This window comes from Methylocaldum sp. GT1BB (genome assembly GCF_051027545.1).
Lineage (GTDB): Bacteria > Pseudomonadota > Gammaproteobacteria > Methylococcales > Methylococcaceae > Methylocaldum.
The window spans coordinates 3,554,687-3,576,758 of the sequence record NZ_CP194902.1; the positions used below are offsets into that span (position 1 = coordinate 3,554,687).

Below are 22,072 nucleotides of genomic sequence, written 5' to 3' on the forward strand. Positions count from 1 at the left end.
TTGGTCAGAACATGTTAGCCACTGCAATCATCGTATTCCGAGAGGTCATCGAGGCCGCACTGGTGATCAGTATCGTCATGGCGGCCAGCCGCGGCGTTGCCGCTCGCAGTTGGTGGATATGGAGCGGCGTCGGAGGCGGGCTTATAGGCGCCTGCGTGGTTGCGGGTTTTGCCGATACCCTCGCGGAAGCGGCATCGGGTGTCGGGCAGGATCTTTTCAACGCGGCCGTGTTGTTTACCGCGGTCGCGATGCTCGGTTGGCACAATATCTGGATGCAGCGTCACGGGCGAGAGCTCGCCCAGGCGATGAGCCAGGTCGGAAAAGCCGTGCTGTCGGGCGACCGGCCGCTCTATGCTCTGGCAGTCGTGGTGGGGCTCGCGGTGCTACGGGAAGGCTCGGAGGTCGTTCTCTTTTTATATGGGATCGCGTCAGCAGACGGAAGCCATACGGGATCGATGCTGACGGGCGGAGTCGTCGGCATTTCGCTCGGCACAGCCGTGGGCTTGGCGATGTATTATGGTTTGCTTCGTATTCCTACGCGTTATCTATTCAAGGTTACCAGTTGGCTTATTTTATTTTTGGCCGCCGGCCTGGCTTCTCAGGGAGCGGCCTATCTGGTGCAGGCCGATCTGCTTCCGCCTTTGGGTCACGAGGTGTGGAATACCTCCAATTGGTTGTCCGAAGACAGTTTGATCGGTCAAGTCTTGCATACTCTGTTGGGTTACGTGTCCCGTCCGGACGGCGTGCAGATCCTGTTTTATCTCGCGACGCTCGCCACTATCGCAAGTTTGATGCGGGTATTCGGCGACAGACCGGCACGGCCGGCCGGACACTGACGAGCGTCTCCGAGACCAAACCCGCAGCGATGTCGATTAGGCTGCGGCCTTGTGCGTAGGCACTAAAGGCGATTGAATACCCGGCATGGTAAAGCAGTCGCCCGGTGAGTCATTCACGCCGTCTATCGAAAAAAGGACAGTATCCGGCCGTTATATTCTCGTGCTGAAGGGGGGCTGGAATTTGCGCGGCCTGTCGGCGGAGGGGGCGCGTCTTCGCGAACAGCTTCAGGTCTATGCCCGCGATGAAGCAAGCGAGTGGGACATCCGCGAAGTTGCCGCCTTGGACAGTGCGGGGGCATTTTTGCTTTGGAGAGCCTGGGGTGGGCAGTTGCCAGGCAAGGTCTATTTGCGCCCCGAGCAGGAGTCTACGTTCATCCGGTTGCAGAACTGGTCTGCAACCTCCTTCGGGCCGATAGTCCGGCATGCGAAACCGGTCGGTGAGCGCGTTCGAAGCTTCTTTTCCGTTGGAACCGAACATTTAAGGGCGCTTGTCTCGATACTCGGACAATTGATCTTGGATGTGGGGCATGTGCTGCGCCATCCTCGGGACGTGCCGTGGCGGGAAATCTCGGCGGCGATTCATGAGACCGGGGGACGTGCGTTGGGCATTACCGCTTTGGTCGGGTTTCTCATCGGAATCGTGGTTAGCTACCTCTCGTCCCTGCAATTACAAACCTTCGGCGCTCAAATCTACATCGTCAACATACTCGGGCTGAGCATTATCCGAGAACTCGGTCCACTGCTTGCAGCCATTCTCGTGGCGGGACGCTCGGGATCGGCCATGACCGCGCGTATCGGTGTGATGCGAGTCACTCAGGAATTGGATGCGCTCGAAGCGCTAGGTATTTCCCGTTCGCTACGCCTTATTTTTCCAAAAGTCGTCGCCCTGATGGTTGCCTTGCCGCTCCTGGTCGTTTGGACCGATGCGATCGCATTGATCGGCGGAGCGATCGCCGCGCATTTCGAACTGGGAGTTGGTTATTATCAATTCTTCATGAAATTACCTGATGCGGTACCGGCGGCCAATTTCACGATCGGGTTCGGCAAGGGAGCGGTGTTCGGGCTGTTCATCGCACTCTTGGCTTGTCATTTCGGCTTACGCATAGAGCCGAACACCGAGAGTTTGGGCAATGAAACCACCCGCTCGGTGGTCGCATCAATTACTCTAGTAATCTTGATCGACGCTGTTTTCGCAATCCTGTTCCGCGGGGTAGGGCTGTAATCATGAGCGATCCCGTCATCCGAATGGAACGGATTTGGACCTGTTTCGGAAAAAACGTGGTGCATCGGGACATCAGCCTGACGCTGGGCAAGGGGGAAATCTTCGGGTTGGTCGGCGGCTCTGGGAGCGGCAAGACGGTGCTGATGCGGGAAATGATCGGACTCCAGGAGCCGACCCGTGGCAAAGTCTACCTCTTCGGCGAGTGTCTGCAAGAGGCCGCGGCCGATCGTCACCAGCGGCTCCGCAACCGTTGCGGCGTGCTTTTTCAGGGAGGAGCTTTATTCAGTGCCCTGAGCGTTTTCGATAACATCGCATTCCCATTGCGTGAATTCGGTCTTTTCGATGAAGAACTCATCGGCCATTTGGTACGTATGAAGCTTACTATGGTGGGGTTGACCGAAAACGCCGGTTTGTTGATGCCATCCGAACTGTCCGGCGGCATGATCAAGCGGGTCGCCTTGGCGCGGGCGCTGGTGATGGAGCCTGAATTGCTGTTTCTCGATGAGCCGACCTCGGGGCTCGATCCCGTGCTGAGCGAAGAGTTTGTCGATCTACTGAGCGGGCTGCATCGGGAACTCGGCTTTACGGTGGTCATGGTGACGCACGATTTGGACACGGTAAAAGATTTATGCACGAAGGTCGGCGTACTGGCCGATCAGCAGCTAGTCGTGTGTGGTCCGGTTGAGGATGCGTTGGCTTCCGAACATCCTTTTGCCCGGCATTATTTTCATGGAAAGCGCGGTCACCGCGTTTTCGAGCGGATCGGTTGATATGGGTAGAGAAACCTATGCATTCCTGACCGGATTGTTCGTAATCATTTTGGGTGCGGCGTCGATCATCGCCGCCTTATGGTTGGGGAACTACGGCGAAGAATACAAGAGCTATTATGTCGTCACCCAGGGAGCGGTTTCGGGGCTCAATCCCGAGTCGACCGTCCTTTTTCGCGGCGTGAATGCCGGCAAAGTGTCATCCATCAGTTTCGATCCTGAAGACCGCCGGAACATTCTCGTCCGGGTCGAGTTGAATGAGGATCTGCCGATTACCCATGGCACCTACGCCATGCTGCGCGTTCAGGCGCTGACCGGCCTGGCGCAGGTGGAACTGTTCGACACCGGCGAACAACCGGAGCCTTTACCTACGGATCCCGACAATCCCGCGCGTATTCCGCTACGGCCTTCGCTGTTCGATAAGCTGACCGAATCGGGGCAAGACATCCTCTCCCAGCTCGGCGTGTTGGCGAACCGGCTCAACAGCGTGCTGAACGAAAGCAATCGCGAACGGATTCAGCGTATTCTGGAATCGGTTGCGATCGCAGCCGAACAATTGGCTACATTAGAGGAAAGCATGGACGAGATGCTGGCGGAAATGCCCGCTTTGACCGGAGAGGCGCAGCGGATGATGGCGGGAATCACGCGCCTGACTGATGACCTGGGAATCGCTGTCAAGGAAATCCGAGGGCTCGCCAGGAACACGGAAGACTTGATCACCGCCGGTAGCTCGGCGGGAGATGTGGTGGTGCAATCCACTCTGCCTAAGGTAAACGCATTGCTCGACGAGACCCGTTCGATCGCCGTCAACGTTCGACATCTGTCCGATATGCTGAGAGATGACCCGCGGATCCTGTTGCTCGGGCCGCCCAAGCAAGTGCCTGGACCGGGAGAGCCGGGCTTTCAGGAGCCGAAATGAAGAGATTTCTTTTCGCAAAGCTGTTTCTTGTGATCTTGATCGCCTCGGGTTGTACCTTCACGCCTGAAAAATCACCTCCGCCTAGGCTTCATGATCTGGGACCGCTGCCGCACGGTTCGGACCGTCTGCCGGCACCTTGGTCCAAAGTGGACGTGACCGCTCCGGAGTGGTTGAAAGACGACCGAATTCGTTATCGTCTCGTGTATTCGGATGCCACACGGGTTGGAGTTTACACTTTGGACCGCTGGATCGCGCCTCCGCCTGAACTTCTGGAACTGCGCTTTGAACTTTCGGGCGATGGCGGACCACTACGGGTTCGAATCGAACTTCAGGAGTTCGAGCAGATTTTCGACCGCCCCGACCACGCCAAGGCGCTGATTCGCTTTCGCGCGTCGGCTTACGATCGCAGCAGTAAGAAGCTTCTGGCCGAACGGACCTTCGAACTCGACAAGATCTCGCCTAGCGCCGATGCCGCAGGCGCGGTAGTGTCCTTGGCGGATCTGGCCGACGACGCCATAGCGGCGGTCCGGACCTGGATGGAAGGGATGGATCTCGCGCGTGGGGCCGCTGGGGGAACTCCTTGAGCCGTTTTTTGCGGTCGTATCCATATCCCATCCCCGGTTACCGAGGGGCGCCATCCGATAGCACCTCATCTCGCATGTCTCAAAATGAGATTTGTGTGTTGGACGCGAACTGTATCGACCTGATCATTTTTGGAAACATTGCGGATACTCAGCGATACTTAAATCCTTAGTAATTTGCTTGGGTATTAGAAAATACTTCTATTCGAATACAAATAGGTTTCAGATTTTTAAAGAAAAAATTGTGAGGGTGTTCATAGATCAAGGGACGGGTAAAAAAGTGTGGACACACAAAATTTTTTCTTTAGACTGTGCCGCAGCTTTACGGAGGAAGCGCGAAAACATAGAGTCGTCAAAGAGGAGGAAAGACCCCTTAGGGGGCGATATAACTACTATAAAAGCACTAACAAGATGCGTCGCCGCTAGTGGCCGACGCGTTACGCTACAACAACAATAATAATGATATTGCCCGCGTACTGCGGGCTTTTTTTTGCCTGCCGTCGGGCAAAAAAAAGCGACCACTAGGGTCGCCAAGAGGAGGAGAACTTTCGGCCGGACTCAATCGAAGTTTCGAACTAAATCACACCAAGTTCTATTGAGGTTGGTATAAAGTATACAGACTTATACTCGCCTTTGTCATAAGACATTCTTATGAATTAAATAGGGCCCGGTTATTACCGTCCGGAAAACAATATGTAAAACAGCGGATGGTAAACGCCGAACTCATAGGGACAGCTTAAGCCCGACCCAACCAGCCCTCGGAGAGCCGATGCCCACGAAACGTGGATCGGTAAAGCTATCACCAAGCACTTCGTCAGCTTCGCCATATAGTCCGAAAGTGTAGTACCGTTTGTCGAACAGGTTGTCGATACGGCTGAATAATGCCACGTGCTTGTTGAAACGGTATTCGCCATGTAGGTTGAACACGGCATATTCCTCAAGCGGCTTGTTTAGATTGGCTTCGTCGCCACGGAAGTACTGACCGCTGTTGTAAATCATGTTTACGCCCACGGTCAGTCCTTTAACGACCTCCACGTCCGTCGAGACTTTCAGCATGTGCTTCGGAAGGCCGGGGACGCGGTCGCCTTTTTCCACCTGGATCTGGCCGTTATCATCAGCGGACGGGTTATTCGGGCTGCTAGCAAGAAATGGCGTACGGAAGGTGGCATCGAGCAGTGTGTAATTGATTCCGAACCGCACCCGCTCGAATGCCCCGGAAAGCCCAAGTTCGATACCCCGGCGCCGGGTGGTCCCGACGTTGTCGAAGTAACCCTGATTGGTGAGATTGCCGCTGCTGATGAAAAGAATGTCGTCGTGGTTTTCGGTTTGGAACAGGCCAGCGTTCCAGTTGATATTTCCGCCCCACAGTCGAGCGAATTCGCCCCGGAAACCGGCTTCCCAAGTTTTGGCCACCACCTGATCCAGCGGCGGGTCGGCAAGAAACGCATTCGGTAGCTTGCAAGGGGCTTCCGGATTGGCGCAGGTCAGCTCAACCGGAGTCGGTGCCCGGTTCGATTCGCTATAGCTGCCGTAAGCGGTGAATTCCGGTAGGAAGGCATAGGTCAGTCCGGCCGAGGGGTTGAACCGTTCGAACTTGTGAAAGCCGTTCAAGTCCTCGCCGTACTGATCGTCGAGCCGGACGAAAGACAGGTTGTAACGGCCCGCTGCCGTCACCGCCAGTTTGTCGGTGACCGACAAGGTGTCGCTGAAATAAATTCCGTGGTGACGAACATGGGCGTGGACTCTCACCCGCGATTCGCCCACCAGGACTCCGCTGCCTATGGTGCCTCGGTCGTCGGTGAGAGAAGCGAGCTCCGTATCCGAGCTGAAATGAATGCGTCCTTCGTCATAACTTCCGCCGGCGACGATACGGTTGTGCATGCCGAACATCTCGTGCTCGAAAGCGCCCTGCAAGCTGCCGCCGTAACTGCGCTGGTTGGTTTGGCTGGTGTTGTTGGTCGCTCCCTCGACGGCGTCGCTGGCCAAGACGTTACCGCCGTTGACATCTTCGACGATCTCTTCTTCGTCGCCTTCCTCCTCGCAAAGGAAACCTTCGTTGGCCTCGTCCTCGCATTCCTCGAAATCGGAATCGTCGCCATTGAACGTCTTGATCCGGTTTTGCCGGAAATAAGCGTTACCCGACAGCTCGAAGTGATCGGTAAGCCAGGTGCTGCCGTCCAAGGACGCCAGGAACAATCGGGTGATGGTACGGTCCGGATGGGTGAAAATTGCTTCCGGATCTTGCTTGGCCAGTTGAAGCGGCAAAGCACCGTTGCCAATCAATCGGTTATTGTTGGAAGCCAGGGTGAGGTTCAACTTGGACCGTTCGTTTTGCCAGCTAAACGTTCCGAATCCCTGCTTGACGTCGGTGGGCGAGTTATCGCGCCAGCCGTCTTCATAGAAGCTCTTGAGATCGACGAAATAGCCTACGGTGCCGTTGTTCCATCCGCTGGTAATTTCCTGCCAGTGCCGTCCCCAGGAGCCGCCTGCCACCTCGAGCGTGTGGCCCGGTGCACTGAAACCGGTCTTGGTGCGCATGGAAATAGCCCCACCCAGGCTGTTCAGGCCGTAAACCGGATTCGAGCCCGAGTGCAGCGTCATTCGTTCGATGGCGCCTTCGGGGATCAAGTCCCAGTTGACGGTATCGCCGAACGGTTCGTTGAAACGAATGCCGTTGACATAGACCGATAAGCCCTGGGGTAATCCCAGCAGCGGCGATGCGGTAAACCCCCTGAATTGAACATCGGGCTGGAACGGGTTGTTTTGGGCATCGTTGACGTTGACGCTGGCGAAGTTCCAACGCATGTAATCCGCGAGCGAAAAGCTCTGATAGTCATCGAGTTGCTTGGACGTGGCCGTCTGCACCGGCGACGGAATTTTCTCCGCCGGTACGCCCGAGACCATCAGCGGCGTTTCACCCACAATTTCGACCGTACCCAGATTTACGCTGCCGTCTTCGTTTTCCGCGGCAACGGCAATTTCCGTACTCACGAGGACCAGCAGAGAGGTTCCCGTGTAACATATTCTTCTTATAAACATAAAAACCCCCACACATTCAGCAGAACAGGGAATGGTAAGGGAGTTTAACCGGATGGAATATGGGAAAAATTCCCGACGTTTAAGCCTTCAAGAGGCCGTATTGATAGGCGAGGCGAGCCATTTCCGCGGTGGTGCTCACATTGAGCTTGTTCTTGATCAGAGTGGTGTAATTGCCGACGGTTTTATAGCTGAGGCGGAGTTCGTCAGCGACCTCTCGGGTCGTATAACCTTTGGCCAACAGACAAAACACGTCGAATTCGCGGGCGGAAAGCGAGTTCAAATCGGTGGAAGCGTCTTTTCCGGTGATGGTTTGAACCAATAGTTTCTGAGCGATTTCCGGTTCCACATAAGTTTCGCCCCCGGCCACTTTCTTAACGGCCTCGACCAAGGTCTCCGGAGCGCTACTCTTGGTGATGTAGCCCTTGGCGCCGGCCTCCAAGGCCCTAAGGACATAAACCAGTTCGTCATGGATGCTGAACACGAGTATTTTGGCTCCGGGATCGCGACCGGAAATGCGGCGGATCGAGGCAAGCCCGCCTATCCCCGGCAGGCTGAGGTCCATGACGATCACATTGGGTTGCGACTCGGAATAGTATTGGCAGGCTTCCTCGCCGCGTTCGGCTTCGCAGATCACCTCGATATTTTCGCTTTGAGACAGCAGGAGGCGATAGCCCGCACGGACCACGGCATGGTCATCGACCAGCATAACGGTGATTTTCGGATTCATCGGGAGGCTTCTCCGCAAGGTACGCAGACTTCGAGCGATACGCCTTCGCCGGAGCGGGTGTTCAGGCTGAATTGCCCGCCCAGGCTGGCGACGCGTTCACGAATGCCGATCAATCCGAAGCCGCGCCTAGGTTGGTTCGGATCGAATCCGCATCCGTTGTCGCTGATTTTGAGCTGGATCCAGCTTCGAGAACGGGTGTCCATTTCCTTCAGTCGAAGTTCTATCCAAACGCCGTCGGCTTCGGCGTGTTTAACGACGTTCGTAAGACATTCCTGCACGATACGAAACAGATGGATTTTCCCGGCACCGGCGAGTTCGTCGACATCGTCTTCACAATCGAAGTGAAGACTGACGCCGGGATTGCGGCTCCGCCAGCTTTCGATCAGATCTTCCAACGAGGCGATGAGCCCCAGTTCGTCCAGCATGAGAGGGCGCAGACGGCGCATCATTCCGCGCACGACGCCGAACAGCCGGTCGCAAACGCCCATGATGCACTCGATGGCTTCATTATCCTGAGGGCGGCTGTCCCGCTTGCGCAGCGAGGCTGCCATGACCTTGATCGCGCTCAAAGATTGTCCGAGCTCGTCGTGCAGTTCCTGAGCCAGATAGCGCCGTTCTTCCTCCTGTATGGCCAAGGACTGCTGAGTGAGCGCGCGGTTTTCGTCGCGGGCCTTTTCCAAAGTCGAGGCCATATGGTTGAACGCTCGAGAAATCCGCGCGAATTCAGGCAAGGAAAAGCTCGGCAGACGCCTGCCGTAATCGCCTCTCTCGATGTCTTCCAGACCGTCGAGAATCACGCCTACGCACCGGAAGGCCCTGCCTACCGTAATGTGCACCAGGGCATAGATCGTCACTGCCAGGACCGCTATGAGCGTCAAAAAGCCCAGAGCTTCGTTCCAAGCTTCGGCAATTTCGTCCTCCGGGTTGGCTTCGATAAGAATGCTGATGACATCCTTGCCGTCGGTTTCTACCCGTTTTTCGGCGACGATGGAACTGGAATCGGGCTTGACGGCCCAGGCAAACCAGCCGGGCACTTTGGATGTTCGTGGATTCCCTCGTGCCGCCGAGTCGGTGAGAGAGTGCTCGCCCCGTCCTTGGGATTCGCCCTTCGGGCCAGCCTGCGGCTGTCCAAATGTGCTTCCATCCACTCGATCCGGGGTTTGGCGGACTTGAATGCGAAGGTGCCGGGTCTTGTCCAGTCTATTCAACTGGGAGAACCAATTGCCTAGCGAATCATCCGTAGAGTTTCGACCTTCGGACAAGCTGACTTCGATCAGTTGCAGGGCTAGATTGACCGTGGAATCGATTTCCTCTGCTACCGATCGGCGGGCGTTGTGGACGGCGAATAAAGTGCCGAGGCCCAGTATCGCCAGCATGGTCAGCACGATCATCAGGTTCAGGCGAAAACGTAAGCTAAGACTTTCGTGCATGATTTTTATCGGCGCGGCTGTGAATCTTCAGCCTTTTCATAGAAACGAAAACGGGCTCCAGCGAGCCCGTTCGAGAGTAAATCAAAACGGATGAGCGTCATTCTTTAGCAATTCGGTAACTCTCTTCATCTTTTTCAACGGGAATTTGAATCGAATCAAGCTAGAGAACACGAATTACCCTGTCAAGAGCGTGAACCAATACTTGAAAAAAAAGGAATTTTTCCCGAGATCGTACCGTTTTTTGATTTATTAGCCCGGCCTCTAAATTAGGCCGGGTTAATCCGGGGCAGGGATGGCCCGGCGCGGCGACAAGCCGCCTGCGCCAAGGCCGGGCGTGTACCGTGGCCTTGGCAGCGGCCCGAAACACCAGGAGGGTATTTATGGGCCTGATTAACAAAACGGAAACCCGTAAGGGAGCGGGAGATTTATCGCATTTCTTCCTGATTTTTTCCTGTCCCAATTCGGGCTTATTTCACTACAGCCCGCCATGCGATTCTTCCAAAATTCGCCGCCGTGATCATCGATCCGTGATCGCTCTGTCTCAGGACAGTCCGAACAAGTATTCAGCGAGGAGAAAACATGCAAAAACGCAAACTGGCGGCGGCCGTCAGCGGCGCTCTGATGGCAGGGGGGCTTTTGGCCGTCTCCGGCACCGGCTCCGCAAACGACGCTCTCATCGAAATGGCTAAGGATCCGAAGAACTGGGTCATGCAGACCAAGGATTACAGCGCCACCCACTACTCCGAGATGGACCAAATCAATGTAGAGAACATCCATCACCTCAAGGTGGCGTGGACGTTCTCCACCGGCACACTGCATGGTCACGAGGGTGCCCCCCTAGTAGCGGACGGCATCATGTACGTCCACACGCCGTTCCCCAACAACGTATACGCCCTCGATCTCAACGATCCCGGCAAGATTCTCTGGCAATACAAGCCGAAGCAGAATCCGGCGGCCCGCGCCGTTGCCTGCTGCGACGTAGTGAACCGAGGCCTCGCCTATGTACCCGCCGGCGACCACGGTCCGGCCAAGATTTTCCTGAATCAGTTGGACGGCCACGTCGTCGCCCTCAACGCCAAGACCGGCGAAGAAATCTGGAAGATGGAAAACTCCGACATCACCATGGGTTCCACCCTGACCGGCGCGCCCTTCGTGGCTAAGGACAAGGTGCTGGTCGGGTCCGCCGGAGCCGAGCTGGGCGTGCGCGGCTACGTGACCGCCTACAACATCAAGGACGGCAAGATGGAATGGCGTGCCTACGCCACCGGTTCCGACGAAGATCTGCTGTTGGACAAGTCGTTCAACGTACATAACCCTCACTACGGCCAGTTCGGGCTCGGCCAGCAAACCTGGGAAGGCGACGCCTGGAAGATCGGCGGCGGCACCAACTGGGGCTGGTATGCCTATGATCCCAAGCTGGACATGATCTACTACGGTTCCGGCAACCCGGCGCCCTGGAACGAAACCATGCGCCCCGGCGACAACAAGTGGACCATGACCATTTGGGGTCGTGATCTCAACACCGGCAAGGCCAAGTTCGGCTATCAGAAGACGCCGCACGACGAATGGGATTACGCCGGTGTCAATTACATGGGCTTGTCCGAGCAGGAAGTGGACGGCAAGATGACGCCGCTTCTGACCCATCCCGACCGCAATGGCATCGTCTACACCCTCAACCGGGAAACCGGCGATCTGGTCAACGCCTTCAAGATCGACGACACCGTGAATTGGGTGAAAAAGGTCGATCTCAAGACTGGCTTGCCGATCCGCGATCCGGAATACTCCACCCGCATGGACCACGAAGCGAAAGGGATTTGCCCCTCGGCCATGGGTTACCACAACCAGGGTATCGAATCCTACGACCCTGAAAAGAAACTGTTCTTCATGGGCGTGAACCACATCTGCATGGATTGGGAACCGTTCATGCTGCCTTACCGTGCCGGCCAGTTCTTCGTGGGCGCGACCCTCAATATGTATCCGGGACCGAAAGGCACCTTGGGTCAGGTCAAGGCCATGAACTCGGTCACCGGCAAGATCGAATGGGAAATTCCGGAGAAGTTCGCCGTCTGGGGAGGCACCTTGGCGACCGCCGGCAATCTGGTGTTCTACGGTACGCTCGATGGCTACATCAAGGCGCTGGATTCCCGCAACGGCAAGGAGGTCTGGAAGTTCAAGCTTCCTTCCGGCGTTATCGGCCATCCCATCACTTATAAGCACAACGGCAGACAGTACGTCGCCATCTACTCGGGCGTCGGCGGCTGGCCTGGTGTCGGTCTGGTGTTCGACCTGAAGGACCCGACCGCTGGTCTTGGTGCGGTAGGCGCGTTCAAGGAGCTGGCTCACCACACCCAGATGGGCGGTGCGCTGTTCGTGTTCTCGCTATAAGTACCGCATGGTCGTAGGGCGGGTTAGCGTACTCGCGTAACCCGCCGTCCGCGACATCCGGCGGGTTACGACGCGCCGGACTGCCGTGGAATCCGGATGGCAAGGTGGGGCTGCGCGTCTAACCCGCCCTACGTCGAGCGACTCTTTATTTATTGGGAGGAAATCACCCCATGCGTTTGACACGCATAGTCATTTGCGCCTGGCTGTTGGCCGGTATCGGCAGCGGACCTGAGGCGGCCGCAGAGCCCCTCAAAGTTTGTGCTGCGGAAAACGAACTGCCTTATTCAAACAAGGACGGCGAAGGCTTCGAAAACAAGCTGGCGGAACTGATCGGCAAGGAATTGGGAAGGCCGGTGGAATACGTGTGGTGGCAAGATCCGCGGTACTTCATTCGGGACCAGCTGGATCGGGGCTTGTGCGATGTCGTTATCGGCGTGGATACGGACGATCCGCGGATGTCGACGTCGAAGCCGTATTATCGTTCCGGGTACGTGTTCATATACCGCAAGGAAAAAGGAGTAAAGGTCGCCGATTGGGACAGCGACTTTCTGAAGAAGGCCGAACGTATCGCGTTCATGCCGGATACCCCCGCGGAGACCATGCTCAAGAAGGTCGGACGCTATTACGACCAGTTCAACTACCTGCAATCCCTGGTTGGTTTCAAGGCGCGCCGCAACCAATATGTTCGCTACGACCCCGAAAAACTGGTTCGGGAAGTCGAGTCCGGCAGCGCCGACCTGGCGGTGCTTTGGGGGCCCCAGGCTGCCCGTTATGTCAAAAACGCGGACAGACCTCTGGAGATGCGAGTGATCCCGGATCATCAGGCCCGCTCGGACGGGGAAAAGGTGCCGCACCACTATTCCACCTCCGTTGGCGTGAGAAAAGGTGAGGAAGCCTTGCTGGCGGACATCAACCGGGTGTTGAAGAAGCGCGAGAAGGAGATTCGCGCGCTGCTCAAGGCGGAGGGAGTTCCGCTATTGCCCGTGGAGGAAACGGGAGCGGCTGCGAGGGAGATCGCCAAAAAAGGCAAATCGACGTAGCACGGATGCGGCGGACGAGTGGTGGCTAATGAAAAACATTCCCGTTTTTCAGTTTGGCTGACCGTTCGCGTCAAACCCCTCTTCCCGAGGGCTGTTCTGCCGGCTGGTCCGCAGAGTACATGGAAGGTGCGGCAGAGGGATCTGCCGCATGACAAGTCGGCCTGGCGATCGGCGAGGCAGCACTGAGTAGCGGAGCGAGGCTGACTTGCACACGCGGCACCCTTAGGGGGTGCCGCACAGGGATGTGCGGCAGGAATCCGTGAGCGGAATTCCTGGGCGCTGCCAGGTTTCAGCCGGCCACGAATTAAATGAATAAAAAAACGAAGAGGACACAAGCTTCATGAAATTACGAATCAGTATGGCTGCGCTCGCCGTGGGCGTGGCCCTCGTATCCGCCGAAAGCTGTGCGGAAATCACTTTTCGCCACGCCGTCACCGGCGAGACCCTGGATTTCGAATACGGTAAAAAAGGCGGCGATACGGACGCTTTCAAGAAATTCAAGGAAACAGGCAAGAACCCCTACAACGGCGACAAGGAAGCCATCGAAAAAGGCCATAGCCTGTATCTCACCGCCTGCTCCGGCTGCCATGGTCACGAGGCCGAAGGCAAACTGGGGCCGGGACTGGGAGACGACTACTGGACTTACCCGAGAGCCGCTACCGATGTCGGCTTGTTCGAAGTTCTCTGGGGCGGTGCCCAAGGCATGATGGGGCCGCAGAGTACCAATCTGAACGCCGACGAAATGCTTCGAGTCATGGCTTGGCTGCGCGACATCTACAAAGGCGATCCCGCCAAGGCCGAATGGCTCAAATAGCTTTCCCCACCACCGAACAGGAGACTCGACCAATGAAACTGAAAACTTTAATCCTGAGCGCCGGGCTGTTGTCCATAGCCGCTTTCAACGCGAGTGCCTACGACGGCACCAAGTGCAAGGCACCGGGCAATTGCTGGGAGCCGAAACCCGGTTATCCCGAAAAAGTGGCGGGCAGCAAATATGATCCGAAGCACGACCCGGCGGAGCTGAACAAGCAACAAGAGGCCATCAAGGCCATGGAAGCCCGCAATCAGAAGCGCTGGGAACAGTTCAGCAAGACCGGGAAGTTCGTCTACAAGGTAGATTGAGTTGGCTGGCGGCTTGGGAGTTGTAGGGCGGGTTAGCGTACTTGCGTAACCCGCCGCCTCGCCTCGTAAGGCGGGTTACGCCGGAATACCGGCTAACCCGCCTTACGATAGGTTGGCTATTCCAATAATTCAAACATGCATTCCGAACAACTATTGGCCGACTGGCGAGAAAAAGCTTTTCGCTTCGAGTCGGAAATCGAAAAAGCCATCATCGGCCAGCCGCGAGCAATCCGGCTGATGACCATCGCCGTGTTCGCCCGCGGCCACGTGCTGCTGGAGGGCAACGTCGGTGTGGGCAAGACCACTTTGCTGAGAGCCGTGTCACTCGCCATCGGGGGCGAGTACGAACGGATCGAAGGGACCATCGATTTGATGCCCGCCGATTTGATCTATTACACCTACCTCGACGAGAACGGCCGGCCGCGAGTCGATCCAGGTCCCGTGCTCAAGCACGGTGAGGGGCTTTCGACCTTCTTCTTCAACGAAATCAACCGGGCGCGTCCCCAGATTCACTCGTTGCTGCTGCGCATCATGGCCGAGCGCAGCGTCACCGCATTCAACCGCGAGTTCCGATTCCCCTATCTTCAGGTGTTCGCCGACCGCAACCGGGTGGAGAAAGAGGAAACCTTCGAGCTTCCGGCTGCCGCCCGCGATCGGTTCCTGTTAGAGATCGCAATGGACTATCCGAGCGACGCGGATATCCTGGATCAGCTGACCTTTGATCCGCGGTACCACGATGCCAACCGTCTGCTCGGGGTGGTGACGCCGGCCGTGCTGCCTTATCGCGAGCTCGACGAGATCGCCGCGGCCATCCAGAGCGGCATTCAGGCCAGCCCGACGCTGCGTGCCTATACCCGCGACTTGTGGCGCGCCAGTCACGAACCGGAGCGGTTCGGCATCTCCGTGGCCGACGCCGACATGTCCGAGCTCATCCAGGCCGGGGCGAGTCCCCGCGGCATGAGTTATCTGATTCGCGCCGCGCGCGTCCATGCCTGGCTCAAAGGCCGCGACCGGGTCATTCCCGAGGACATACAGGGCGTATTCTATCCGGCCATGGCTCATCGGGTGTTCCTGAAACCCGCTTACGAATACCGGCGCGATGAACTGGTGCCGGGATTGGTGGATAAAATCCTCCATTCGATTGCCGCACCGTGATTGCTAGCCTGCATTTCTCACACCCCTTCTACTGCGGACGCCGATTCGCTCGCCGTGGCGCACCGTACTCTTTCGCGCCGGCTCGACGTCGTAGGTCGGCAATCCTTTGCCGACGAGCGTGTGTCGGGAAAGGATTCCCGACCTACCACGACGCCGCCACTCAGTCCGTGCGGCGCGCCGCACCGACGCCTCGACGTCCTCGCTACGAAGGGGTGTGAGAAATGCAGGCTAGGCATACCGAGGAATTCCATTACCGGGTTTCCTGGCGTTCCGATGCCGTGCGCCCCGGCTTTCATCCGAGCCGGCGCTCCGGCAGCGGCGAGCGCTTTCATGGGCTCGCGCCCTTGCTGAAACACCCGGATCCGCGCCGGATCGATCTCCGGGCCAGCGTGCTCGATCCCTTCGGCGGCTATGCCGTCCGGATCTACGAGCAACGCAGTGCCATCAAGGTGTTCGCCATCGTGGATTTGTCGGCGTCGATGGAGTTTCGCGGCACCGGTTCCAAAATGGACACGCTGGCCGATTTCCTGGCGTCTTTGGCCTTGTCCGCGTACCGCACCGGCGACTCCTTGGGAATCATCGGTTGCTCGGAAAAGATCCACGCCGAATTTTCCCTGCCGCTGTGCCGTCACCCCGCCATGGCTTTGAACCTGGTGAGGCGTCTGCGCCGGTTTCGACCCAAGGGGACAAACGCCCGTGGCCTGGTGGAAGCGGCGCGATGCGTGCCCAATTCGCGTTCATTGGTTTTTCTCGTCTCCGACTTCCACATGCCCTTGACCTTGGTCAAACGGATTCTGGTGTCTCTGGGGCCGCACGATGTAGTGCCCTTGGTATTTTGGGACGCGAGCGAGATGGGGGGCGAGGCTACGCTCGGATTTCGCCGTATGCGCGACCTGGAAGACGGTTCGGAGCGCTTGCTCCTGTTGCGCCCGAAGCTTCGTGCGCGGCTGGAAGAATCCTACCGGGATCGGCGGGAGCGTCTGGTTCATCTGTTCCTCAGTCACGGGCGGGAGCCGCTGTTTCTCGAAGAAGGATTCAAGGCCGACTATCTTACCCGGTATTTTCAGCGCGCCTTATGAAAAGGACGTACCTCGCTTTTCTGCTGCTTTTTTTAGGCGCTGCTGTTTCGCCCGGCGGCGAGACTCCCGGCCCGGTCAGGGATTTTCAGGTCTCGACGCCGCGTCCATTCGGCTATGCCATCGGTGATGTTATCCGGCAGACGCTGAATGTCGCGGTCGATCGGGAAGCCTTGCTCGACCGAAATTCGCTTCCTCCGAGCCGAATCAATCGCTGGCTGGAACTGCGGGAGGCGAACGTACGGGAGTCGGAGCACGACGGTCTGCGCCGCTATTCGATAGAACTCGCCTATCAAAGTTTTTACGCGCCATTGGAGGTCAAGAATCTGGCGATTCCCGCCTTCAAGCTGGCCTTTACCCACGGTGAGGATGTCTTCGAACTGGAAGTGCCGGCCTGGCGTTTCACCACGGCGCCGATTCGCGAGCTTTCGATTCTTCGGGAGGAAGGGCTGGAGCCGATGCAGCCTGATGCGCCTCCCGCGCTTCCGAGCCGAACCGGTCCGCTCCGAGGACTGGCTTCGGCCGCCGCCGCCGGCGCGGGGGCTGGATTGTACCTGGTTTATCTTTACGGCTATCTTCCCTGGCAGCAGAGAGGCCGCCATTTCAGAGCGGCCTGCCGCTCCGTCCGGACCTTGAGCCGAGCATCCGGGACGCCGGACTATTCCTCCGCCTATACCGCCATCCACCGGGCGTTCAACGGCGTAAACGGGCAGCCGCTATTTTCGGATCATCTGGAGGCATTCTTTGCCGATCATCCGGCATTCGAGCCTTTGCGCGAGGAAATTGCCGCCTTTTTCGCGAGCTCCTACGATTTCTTTTTCACCGAACGGCCCAAGGACAAGTTCGTCGGGAACGAACTTGGACCGCAAAGCGGGCCCCGAAGGGGCGAACCCCAGAGAGGGGGGGCGCAGACGGAATTTCCGATGCCCAGGCTCTTCCGCCTTTGCCGGGACTGTTACGACGTAGAGCGGAATCTTCGATGAATCTGGCGGTCGATCATGCCTGGGTTCTGCCGTTCCTCGGCCTCGCTCTGCTGCCGCTGGTCCGTTTGCCGGTGACTGGCTTCGATGCGCCGTGGAATGCGTTGCTGCCCGCCGATGCGCAATCGCGCGTCTGGACCTGGCTGATCAAGCTGATGGGCGTCGTCGCCATCACCGGTCTGGTGCTCGGACTCGCCGGGCTGCATCGGGAGGAATATGCGGTCGATCGAGTCGGTAACGGCGCCCATATCGTGTTGCTTCTCGACCGCAGCCAGAGCATGGACCACAGTTTCGCGGGGCGTGCGACGTCGGGCGCCGAAGAGGCGAAATCAGCCGCGGCAGAGCGCTTGCTCAGCGAATTCGTCAGCGAACGAAAGAACGACCGGACCGGCGTCGCGGCCTACAGCACAGGCCCCTTATTCGTACTGCCCCTGACCGACGACCGCGAGGCGGTGCTGGCCGCGGTGCGCGCCTTGCGTTTGCCGGCCCTGGCGCAAACGCACATCGGTAAAGGCTTGCTGCTGGCGCTGTCGTACTTCGCCGGCCAGGCGCTCACCGGGTCTCGCATCGTGCTGCTGGTGTCCGACGGCGCGGCGGTTGTCGATCCGGACAGCGAGCAGAAACTGCGCAAGCTGTTCAAGGAGCATCAAATCCGCCTGTACTGGATTTTTCTCCGGACTCTCGGAAGTCCCGGCATCTTCGAAATACCGGAGGATCCGCGCGACGATAACGCGAGCGTCCGGCCCGAGCGTTATCTGCATTTGTTTTTCGAAAGCCTCGGCATCCCGTACAAGGCATACGAGGCGGAAAATCCGGCTGCCCTGCGTCAGGCCATAGCCGATATCGACCGGATCGAAAGCCTGCCGATCCATTATCAGGCACGCATTCCGCGCCTCGATCTGACGCCGCTCTGCTACGGCGCGGCAGGTTTCGCGTTGCTGCTGTTGATCGGCGTGAAACTCTCGGAAGCTGAATCATGGGAAAAAGCCTAGAGCTGAAAATCGCGCTGCTGGCGCTAGCCGTTTCGACCATCGCCGGAATATTGGAATGGCAGGAGCTCCGGCGGATCGAGCTTGCCGGGGAGCAGGTTCGAAGCTTGCTGAGCGGCACCGATATTTCCCCGGACGATCGAGTCCGTGCGGCGCCGGAAGTGAGGCTGGCTCGGGCGGTTTATCTCGCCGGCAAGGATCGTCATGAAGAGGCCCTGGATGCCTACGGCTATCTGGTCGACCAGGGCAATACCCGATTTCGCGTTACGGCCCTGTTCGATCTCGGGAACCTGCACCTGCGACGCGCCTTGACACACGTGGAACAAAACGAGATCAACCGGGCGCTGCCGCTGGTGGAATTGGCCAAGGATGCCTACAAGAAGGCGTTGCGCCTGGACCCGAACCACTGGGACAGCAAATACAACCTGGAAGTCGCCATGCGGCTTCTGCCGGAAATGGACAGGATTCGCCGCGAGGACGGAGAAGAGGAAAACGATGAAGAAGAGGGGGCGCTGTGGACCACGGTGCCGGGTTTTCCGCGGGGCCTGCCTTGAAGTTGTCCACCCGCGCACGCGACCCGCGCTTCGTCTGTCTGGCTCTGGCCTTGCTCAGCGTCGGGGTTACGCTTTTCCATCCCACCCTGAAGCTGTCGCGGCCGGTATTCGATCACATCGTCGTCGTCGACATTACCCGGAGCATGAACGTCGCCGATTATCGGGTAGAAAGCCGGTCGACGAGCCGCTTGGAAACAGTCAAGTCCGCCTTGCGCTCGGCCCTGCGGGAATTGCCCTGCGGTTCTCGGTTGGGGCTGGGGCTCTTCACCGAGCGAAGATCCTTCCTGCTGTTCGAGCCCATCGAAGTCTGCCGCGGGTTCGAAGCGGTCGATACCGCCATTGAGCACATCGATTGGCGCATGGCCTGGGGTGCCGACAGCCGCATCGCCGATGGACTCTACGATGCCTTGAATCAATTTCAGAATTACGGTTCGAACCTGGTTTTCGTTACCGACGGCCAGGAAGCCCCGCCTCTCAATCCTCGCTACAAGCGGGAGTTCGGCGCTTTCAAGGGCAAGCTCAGGGGATTGATCGTTGGAGCCGGGGGGCTGAGCCCGGCGCCCATTCCGAAATTCGACGAACGCGGCGAAGCCGTCGGTTTCTATTCGGAGGACGACGTCCCTCACCGATCCTCGTTCGGGCTGCCGCCCAAGCCGCCTTCCGAGATCGAGGGCTATCACGAGCGGAACGCGCCGTTCGGCAGCGAGCGGGTGATCGGGACCGAGCATCTGTCCTCGCTCAAGGAAGACTATCTTCGCCAACTAGCCGACGAGACCGGACTCGTTTACCGGCGGCTGGAGAAACCCGAGGAATTGAGCTTGGCGCTTAAGAGCCCGGAGTTCGCGCGCCTCGAAGCGGTTGCCGCGGATATTCGCTGGCTGCCTGCCGGCCTGGCTCTGGCCGCGCTGGTCGTGCTTTACGGCATTCTGCCGTTTAGGCTCCGCTGATGGATAGCACGGTTTATATCGCGGGGTGAAACCTGTCTTGAGCTATGTCGAAAGGCGCGCTCCCACCATTCTTTTTCATTAACCCGAGGAGTTGTGTATTCCATGAAAATGATCGTTCCTGCCTTGTTGACGCTCGGTTTGGCTTTTTCCGCCGGAGTTTCGGCCCATGGTCCGACACCCCAGAAAGTGGTCGAAACCGTCGAAATCGACCGCCCCATCGAAAAAGTCTGGGAGACGGTCAAGGAGTTCGGCGCCGTCGCGCAATGGAATCCGGCCATCTCGAAAAGCGAAGCCCAAGGCGGCAACAAGCCTGGCGAAAAGCGTACCCTGACTTTTCCGAACGGCGAACAACTGGTGGAGGAACTCGACTTTTACGACGAAAAAACCTACGAGTACGACTACCGGCTGATGGAAGCCAACGTCAAGGCGCTGCCGGCGAGTTCCTATTCCGCTGTATTGAAGCTGACGCCGGCGGGGCAGGGGACCAAGGCGGAATGGAAAAGCCGTTTGTATCGCGGAGACACCGGCAATTTCCCGCCCGACGAACTGAACGACGAGGCGGCCGTTCAGTCGATGCAGGCTTTATTTAAAGCCGGCCTGGAAAATCTCAAGCGCATCGCCGAATCCGATCACTGATTTTCAAGAACGTCAGGTACGTTTGTCGGCAAGGGATTGTCGACCTACGGAGCTACCGATCCGAGGCTGTCGCAAGGCCTTCCGAGGCCCGCCGGCTACGCTTTGCAAACAGGATCTCCTTTCGTTTATATTTCGTTACCGCCACTTGGAGGAGAAGGGATGCCGTCCAAGGTTATGGAGGCACGGCAAAGGCGGAGTGCACGATTCTCCGATGGTTGGCCACTTTATGGATTACAGCGAACGAGCGGAGGGCAAGGATGGCCGAAAAGAAGAAACCCGTCGAATGGCTCCGACGAATGGTCGAGGCCGCGCATCGAGGCGTTTTGGTACCGCACGCCAGCGAACCCTTTCCCCACGCCTATCGGCAGCCCTCCGACGCCGGAAAACTTAGTCGAAATATCGCTGATTCCCACAAGAAAGCCGAGAAATCGGAGCACCTGGCGATCAGGCATGTCTTCGACGACTGTTTGCTCATCGGCATCTACGTCACCCAGTATGGAGAGATCGTCTATGCCAACGACAAGCTGGCCAAAATTCTCGGATATCCCAAGGATCAGCTGATCGGCATGTCACCGGCGAAATTGTTTCATTCCGATCATCGGTCATCTCAACAAGGCGTGGTCATACATCAGCGAAGACTGGCCGCTACGCCATCGGTGCCCAAAGCCAGAGCCGTCAGGAAAGATGGCGAGATCATCTGGATCAAGCGGAGCGAAGTCTTGATTTCGTATAACGGATCGAGCGCCGTCTTTGGGAATGTCGTCGACCTAACTCCGAAGAAACGGCTGAAGGAAATCGTCTGGCAGTCGAAACGCGAACTCCGCCTATTGTCCGCAAAGCTTCTCAGCGCTCAGGAGCAAGAGCGCAAGCGAATCGCTTCGGAACTTCACGACACGGTCGGACAGTATTTGAGCGCCATTAAATTCAGCTTGGACAACGTCAACGTTCTGCTTGAAAACAACCAGATCGCATCCGGCCAGAGATCCCTGCGGGCTATTCTTCCCGTGATCAAAGAGGCCATTTCCGAGGTGAGGCGCATCTCGATGGATTTAAGACCGGCGATTCTCGACGACTTGGGTCTTCTCGCAACGCTGAGCTGGCATTGCCGTACATTTCAGGACATCTACGCCGACGTCGCAATCGAAAAACAAGTGGATATACGAGAAAACGACCTGTCCGGAGGATTGAAAATCTCGATCTACCGAATAGTCCAGGAAGCTCTGAACAATGTCGCTAAACATGCCAAAGCCGATCGCGTCGTCCTTCGTTTGATAAAAACCGACTCCGCGATCGAACTGACCGTCACCGACAACGGTTGCGGATTCGAGGTGAGCGAGGCGCTGGAAAGAGAAATACGACAACGCGGCCTGGGGCTCGCAAGCATGCGTCAGCGGAGCGAAAGTTCGGGCGGGTCCTTTTACATCGAATCCGCTCCAGGCATCGGAACGACCATTCGCGCGGTGTGGACCGGGTAGAATCTTCTTCTCCGTTTCCGGTCGGCGACGCTTGGGGGCGAAATCGCCCGGACGCGTAGCGCTCGCTGCCGAGGGCGCAACCACAAGCCGGAAACGCTCCCGGATGCAGTCCCTATCTGTAGAGGGCTGCAATCAGCGCGATTTTAGGACCACATTAAACGCAACTATTTGTGCGATCGGGCCTGAGTTCGT

Annotated in this window: 20 protein-coding genes; 17 read left to right on the forward strand and 3 right to left on the reverse strand. The window is 57.7% G+C overall.

The genetic code is table 11. The features are described 5' to 3' along the window. The first annotated feature begins 11 nt into the window (after positions 1-11). The 5 genes from ACR2TX_RS17225 to ACR2TX_RS17245 all read left to right on the forward strand — a co-directional run bounded on the left by ACR2TX_RS17225 (position 12) and on the right by ACR2TX_RS17245 (position 4,328). On the forward strand, positions 12-836 hold the full coding sequence (locus ACR2TX_RS17225; protein WP_086133135.1) for an FTR1 family iron permease: 825 nt from the start codon (positions 12-14) through the stop codon (positions 834-836). A gap of 85 nt (positions 837-921) precedes the next feature. Beyond that, positions 922-2,058: an MlaE family ABC transporter permease gene (locus ACR2TX_RS17230; RefSeq protein ID WP_077729615.1), complete on the forward strand. Its 1,137-nt coding sequence runs from the start codon at positions 922-924 to the stop codon at positions 2,056-2,058. Between the two features lie 2 nt (positions 2,059-2,060). After that, positions 2,061-2,828, forward strand: coding sequence for an ABC transporter ATP-binding protein (locus ACR2TX_RS17235; RefSeq protein WP_347257797.1), 768 nt, complete (start codon positions 2,061-2,063; stop codon positions 2,826-2,828). 1 nt (position 2,829) lies between these two features. Next, positions 2,830-3,744 (forward strand): MlaD family protein, encoded by a 915-nt coding sequence (locus tag ACR2TX_RS17240; RefSeq protein ID WP_077729613.1) that lies wholly within the window; start codon positions 2,830-2,832, stop codon positions 3,742-3,744. Beyond that, complete coding sequence (locus ACR2TX_RS17245; protein WP_077729612.1) at positions 3,741-4,328, forward strand: ABC-type transport auxiliary lipoprotein family protein; 588 nt, start codon at positions 3,741-3,743, stop codon at positions 4,326-4,328. Before ACR2TX_RS17240 ends, ACR2TX_RS17245 begins: the two co-directional genes overlap by 4 nt. A 720-nt stretch (positions 4,329-5,048) precedes the next feature. Here the strand turns inward: ACR2TX_RS17245 and ACR2TX_RS17250 are convergent. From ACR2TX_RS17250 to ACR2TX_RS17260, 3 genes are all read right to left on the reverse strand, one after another. Next, positions 5,049-7,316 (reverse strand): TonB-dependent receptor, encoded by a 2,268-nt coding sequence (locus ACR2TX_RS17250; RefSeq protein ID WP_434130316.1) that lies wholly within the window; start codon positions 7,314-7,316, stop codon positions 5,049-5,051. Positions 7,317-7,443: 127 nt separating this feature from the next. Beyond that, complete coding sequence (locus tag ACR2TX_RS17255; protein WP_077729611.1) at positions 7,444-8,091, reverse strand: response regulator; 648 nt, start codon at positions 8,089-8,091, stop codon at positions 7,444-7,446. Beyond that, positions 8,088-9,521 carry an ATP-binding protein gene (locus ACR2TX_RS17260; protein ID WP_240506777.1) on the reverse strand — a complete coding sequence of 478 codons (1,434 nt, stop codon included), beginning with the start codon at positions 9,519-9,521 and terminating at the stop codon, positions 8,088-8,090. Before ACR2TX_RS17260 ends, ACR2TX_RS17255 begins: the two co-directional genes overlap by 4 nt. 579 nt (positions 9,522-10,100) lie before the next feature. On the opposite strand from ACR2TX_RS17260, the gene ACR2TX_RS17265 reads away from it, so the two are divergent. The 12 genes from ACR2TX_RS17265 to ACR2TX_RS17320 all read left to right on the forward strand — a co-directional run bounded on the left by ACR2TX_RS17265 (position 10,101) and on the right by ACR2TX_RS17320 (position 21,880). After that, positions 10,101-11,906 carry a methanol/ethanol family PQQ-dependent dehydrogenase gene (locus ACR2TX_RS17265; RefSeq protein ID WP_434130318.1) on the forward strand — a complete coding sequence of 602 codons (1,806 nt, stop codon included), beginning with the start codon at positions 10,101-10,103 and terminating at the stop codon, positions 11,904-11,906. A gap of 170 nt (positions 11,907-12,076) precedes the next feature. Continuing rightward, on the forward strand, positions 12,077-12,946 hold the full coding sequence (gene moxJ, locus ACR2TX_RS17270) for a methanol oxidation system protein MoxJ (protein ID WP_434130320.1): 870 nt from the start codon (positions 12,077-12,079) through the stop codon (positions 12,944-12,946). 340 nt (positions 12,947-13,286) lie between these two features. After that, positions 13,287-13,760 carry a cytochrome c(L), periplasmic gene (gene moxG / locus ACR2TX_RS17275; protein WP_077729607.1) on the forward strand — a complete coding sequence of 158 codons (474 nt, stop codon included), beginning with the start codon at positions 13,287-13,289 and terminating at the stop codon, positions 13,758-13,760. 32 nt (positions 13,761-13,792) lie between these two features. Further along, entirely contained in the window at positions 13,793-14,068 is a 276-nt protein-coding gene (locus tag ACR2TX_RS17280; protein WP_077729605.1) for a methanol dehydrogenase [cytochrome c] subunit, read from the forward strand. Positions 14,069-14,203: 135 nt separating this feature from the next. Then, entirely contained in the window at positions 14,204-15,223 is a 1,020-nt protein-coding gene (locus tag ACR2TX_RS17285) for an AAA family ATPase (protein WP_077729604.1), read from the forward strand. Between the two features lie 221 nt (positions 15,224-15,444). Then, complete coding sequence (locus tag ACR2TX_RS17290) at positions 15,445-16,302, forward strand: DUF58 domain-containing protein (RefSeq protein ID WP_077729602.1); 858 nt, start codon at positions 15,445-15,447, stop codon at positions 16,300-16,302. Then, positions 16,299-17,282, forward strand: coding sequence for a nonribosomal peptide synthetase MxaA (locus ACR2TX_RS17295; protein WP_434130322.1), 984 nt, complete (start codon positions 16,299-16,301; stop codon positions 17,280-17,282). The genes ACR2TX_RS17290 and ACR2TX_RS17295 overlap by 4 nt, the downstream gene beginning before the upstream one ends. Beyond that, positions 17,279-18,271 (forward strand): VWA domain-containing protein, encoded by a 993-nt coding sequence (locus ACR2TX_RS17300; RefSeq protein ID WP_133715939.1) that lies wholly within the window; start codon positions 17,279-17,281, stop codon positions 18,269-18,271. Before ACR2TX_RS17295 ends, ACR2TX_RS17300 begins: the two co-directional genes overlap by 4 nt. Beyond that, a complete protein-coding gene (locus ACR2TX_RS17305) occupies positions 18,256-18,822 on the forward strand; it encodes a hypothetical protein (RefSeq protein ID WP_077729599.1) in 567 nt (188 codons plus the stop codon). Before ACR2TX_RS17300 ends, ACR2TX_RS17305 begins: the two co-directional genes overlap by 16 nt. Then, positions 18,819-19,769, forward strand: coding sequence for a vWA domain-containing protein (locus ACR2TX_RS17310; RefSeq protein ID WP_086133157.1), 951 nt, complete (start codon positions 18,819-18,821; stop codon positions 19,767-19,769). The genes ACR2TX_RS17305 and ACR2TX_RS17310 overlap by 4 nt, the downstream gene beginning before the upstream one ends. Before the next feature lie 102 nt (positions 19,770-19,871). Continuing rightward, complete coding sequence (locus tag ACR2TX_RS17315) at positions 19,872-20,405, forward strand: SRPBCC family protein (RefSeq protein ID WP_133715940.1); 534 nt, start codon at positions 19,872-19,874, stop codon at positions 20,403-20,405. 257 nt (positions 20,406-20,662) lie between these two features. Then, entirely contained in the window at positions 20,663-21,880 is a 1,218-nt protein-coding gene (locus ACR2TX_RS17320) for a PAS domain-containing sensor histidine kinase (protein ID WP_434130324.1), read from the forward strand. Positions 21,881-22,072 lie beyond the last annotated feature (192 nt).

Coding starts and splice junctions, on each gene's coding strand:
- ACR2TX_RS17235 (WP_347257797.1), top strand. CDS start 2,061: ATGAGCGATCCCGTCATCCGAATGGAACGGATTTGGACCTGTTTCGGA.
- ACR2TX_RS17280 (WP_077729605.1), top strand. CDS start 13,793: ATGAAACTGAAAACTTTAATCCTGAGCGCCGGGCTGTTGTCCATAGCC.
- moxG (WP_077729607.1), top strand. CDS start 13,287: ATGAAATTACGAATCAGTATGGCTGCGCTCGCCGTGGGCGTGGCCCTC.
- ACR2TX_RS17320 (WP_434130324.1), top strand. CDS start 20,663: ATGGCCGAAAAGAAGAAACCCGTCGAATGGCTCCGACGAATGGTCGAG.
- moxJ (WP_434130320.1), top strand. CDS start 12,077: ATGCGTTTGACACGCATAGTCATTTGCGCCTGGCTGTTGGCCGGTATC.
- ACR2TX_RS17230 (WP_077729615.1), top strand. CDS start 922: ATGGTAAAGCAGTCGCCCGGTGAGTCATTCACGCCGTCTATCGAAAAA.
- ACR2TX_RS17295 (WP_434130322.1), top strand. CDS start 16,299: ATGAAAAGGACGTACCTCGCTTTTCTGCTGCTTTTTTTAGGCGCTGCT.
- ACR2TX_RS17255 (WP_077729611.1), bottom strand. CDS start 8,091: ATGAATCCGAAAATCACCGTTATGCTGGTCGATGACCATGCCGTGGTC.
- ACR2TX_RS17285 (WP_077729604.1), top strand. CDS start 14,204: ATGCATTCCGAACAACTATTGGCCGACTGGCGAGAAAAAGCTTTTCGC.
- ACR2TX_RS17260 (WP_240506777.1), bottom strand. CDS start 9,521: ATGCACGAAAGTCTTAGCTTACGTTTTCGCCTGAACCTGATGATCGTG.
- ACR2TX_RS17315 (WP_133715940.1), top strand. CDS start 19,872: ATGAAAATGATCGTTCCTGCCTTGTTGACGCTCGGTTTGGCTTTTTCC.
- ACR2TX_RS17290 (WP_077729602.1), top strand. CDS start 15,445: ATGCAGGCTAGGCATACCGAGGAATTCCATTACCGGGTTTCCTGGCGT.
- ACR2TX_RS17245 (WP_077729612.1), top strand. CDS start 3,741: ATGAAGAGATTTCTTTTCGCAAAGCTGTTTCTTGTGATCTTGATCGCC.
- ACR2TX_RS17300 (WP_133715939.1), top strand. CDS start 17,279: ATGAATCTGGCGGTCGATCATGCCTGGGTTCTGCCGTTCCTCGGCCTC.
- ACR2TX_RS17225 (WP_086133135.1), top strand. CDS start 12: ATGTTAGCCACTGCAATCATCGTATTCCGAGAGGTCATCGAGGCCGCA.
- ACR2TX_RS17265 (WP_434130318.1), top strand. CDS start 10,101: ATGCAAAAACGCAAACTGGCGGCGGCCGTCAGCGGCGCTCTGATGGCA.
- ACR2TX_RS17305 (WP_077729599.1), top strand. CDS start 18,256: ATGGGAAAAAGCCTAGAGCTGAAAATCGCGCTGCTGGCGCTAGCCGTT.
- ACR2TX_RS17240 (WP_077729613.1), top strand. CDS start 2,830: ATGGGTAGAGAAACCTATGCATTCCTGACCGGATTGTTCGTAATCATT.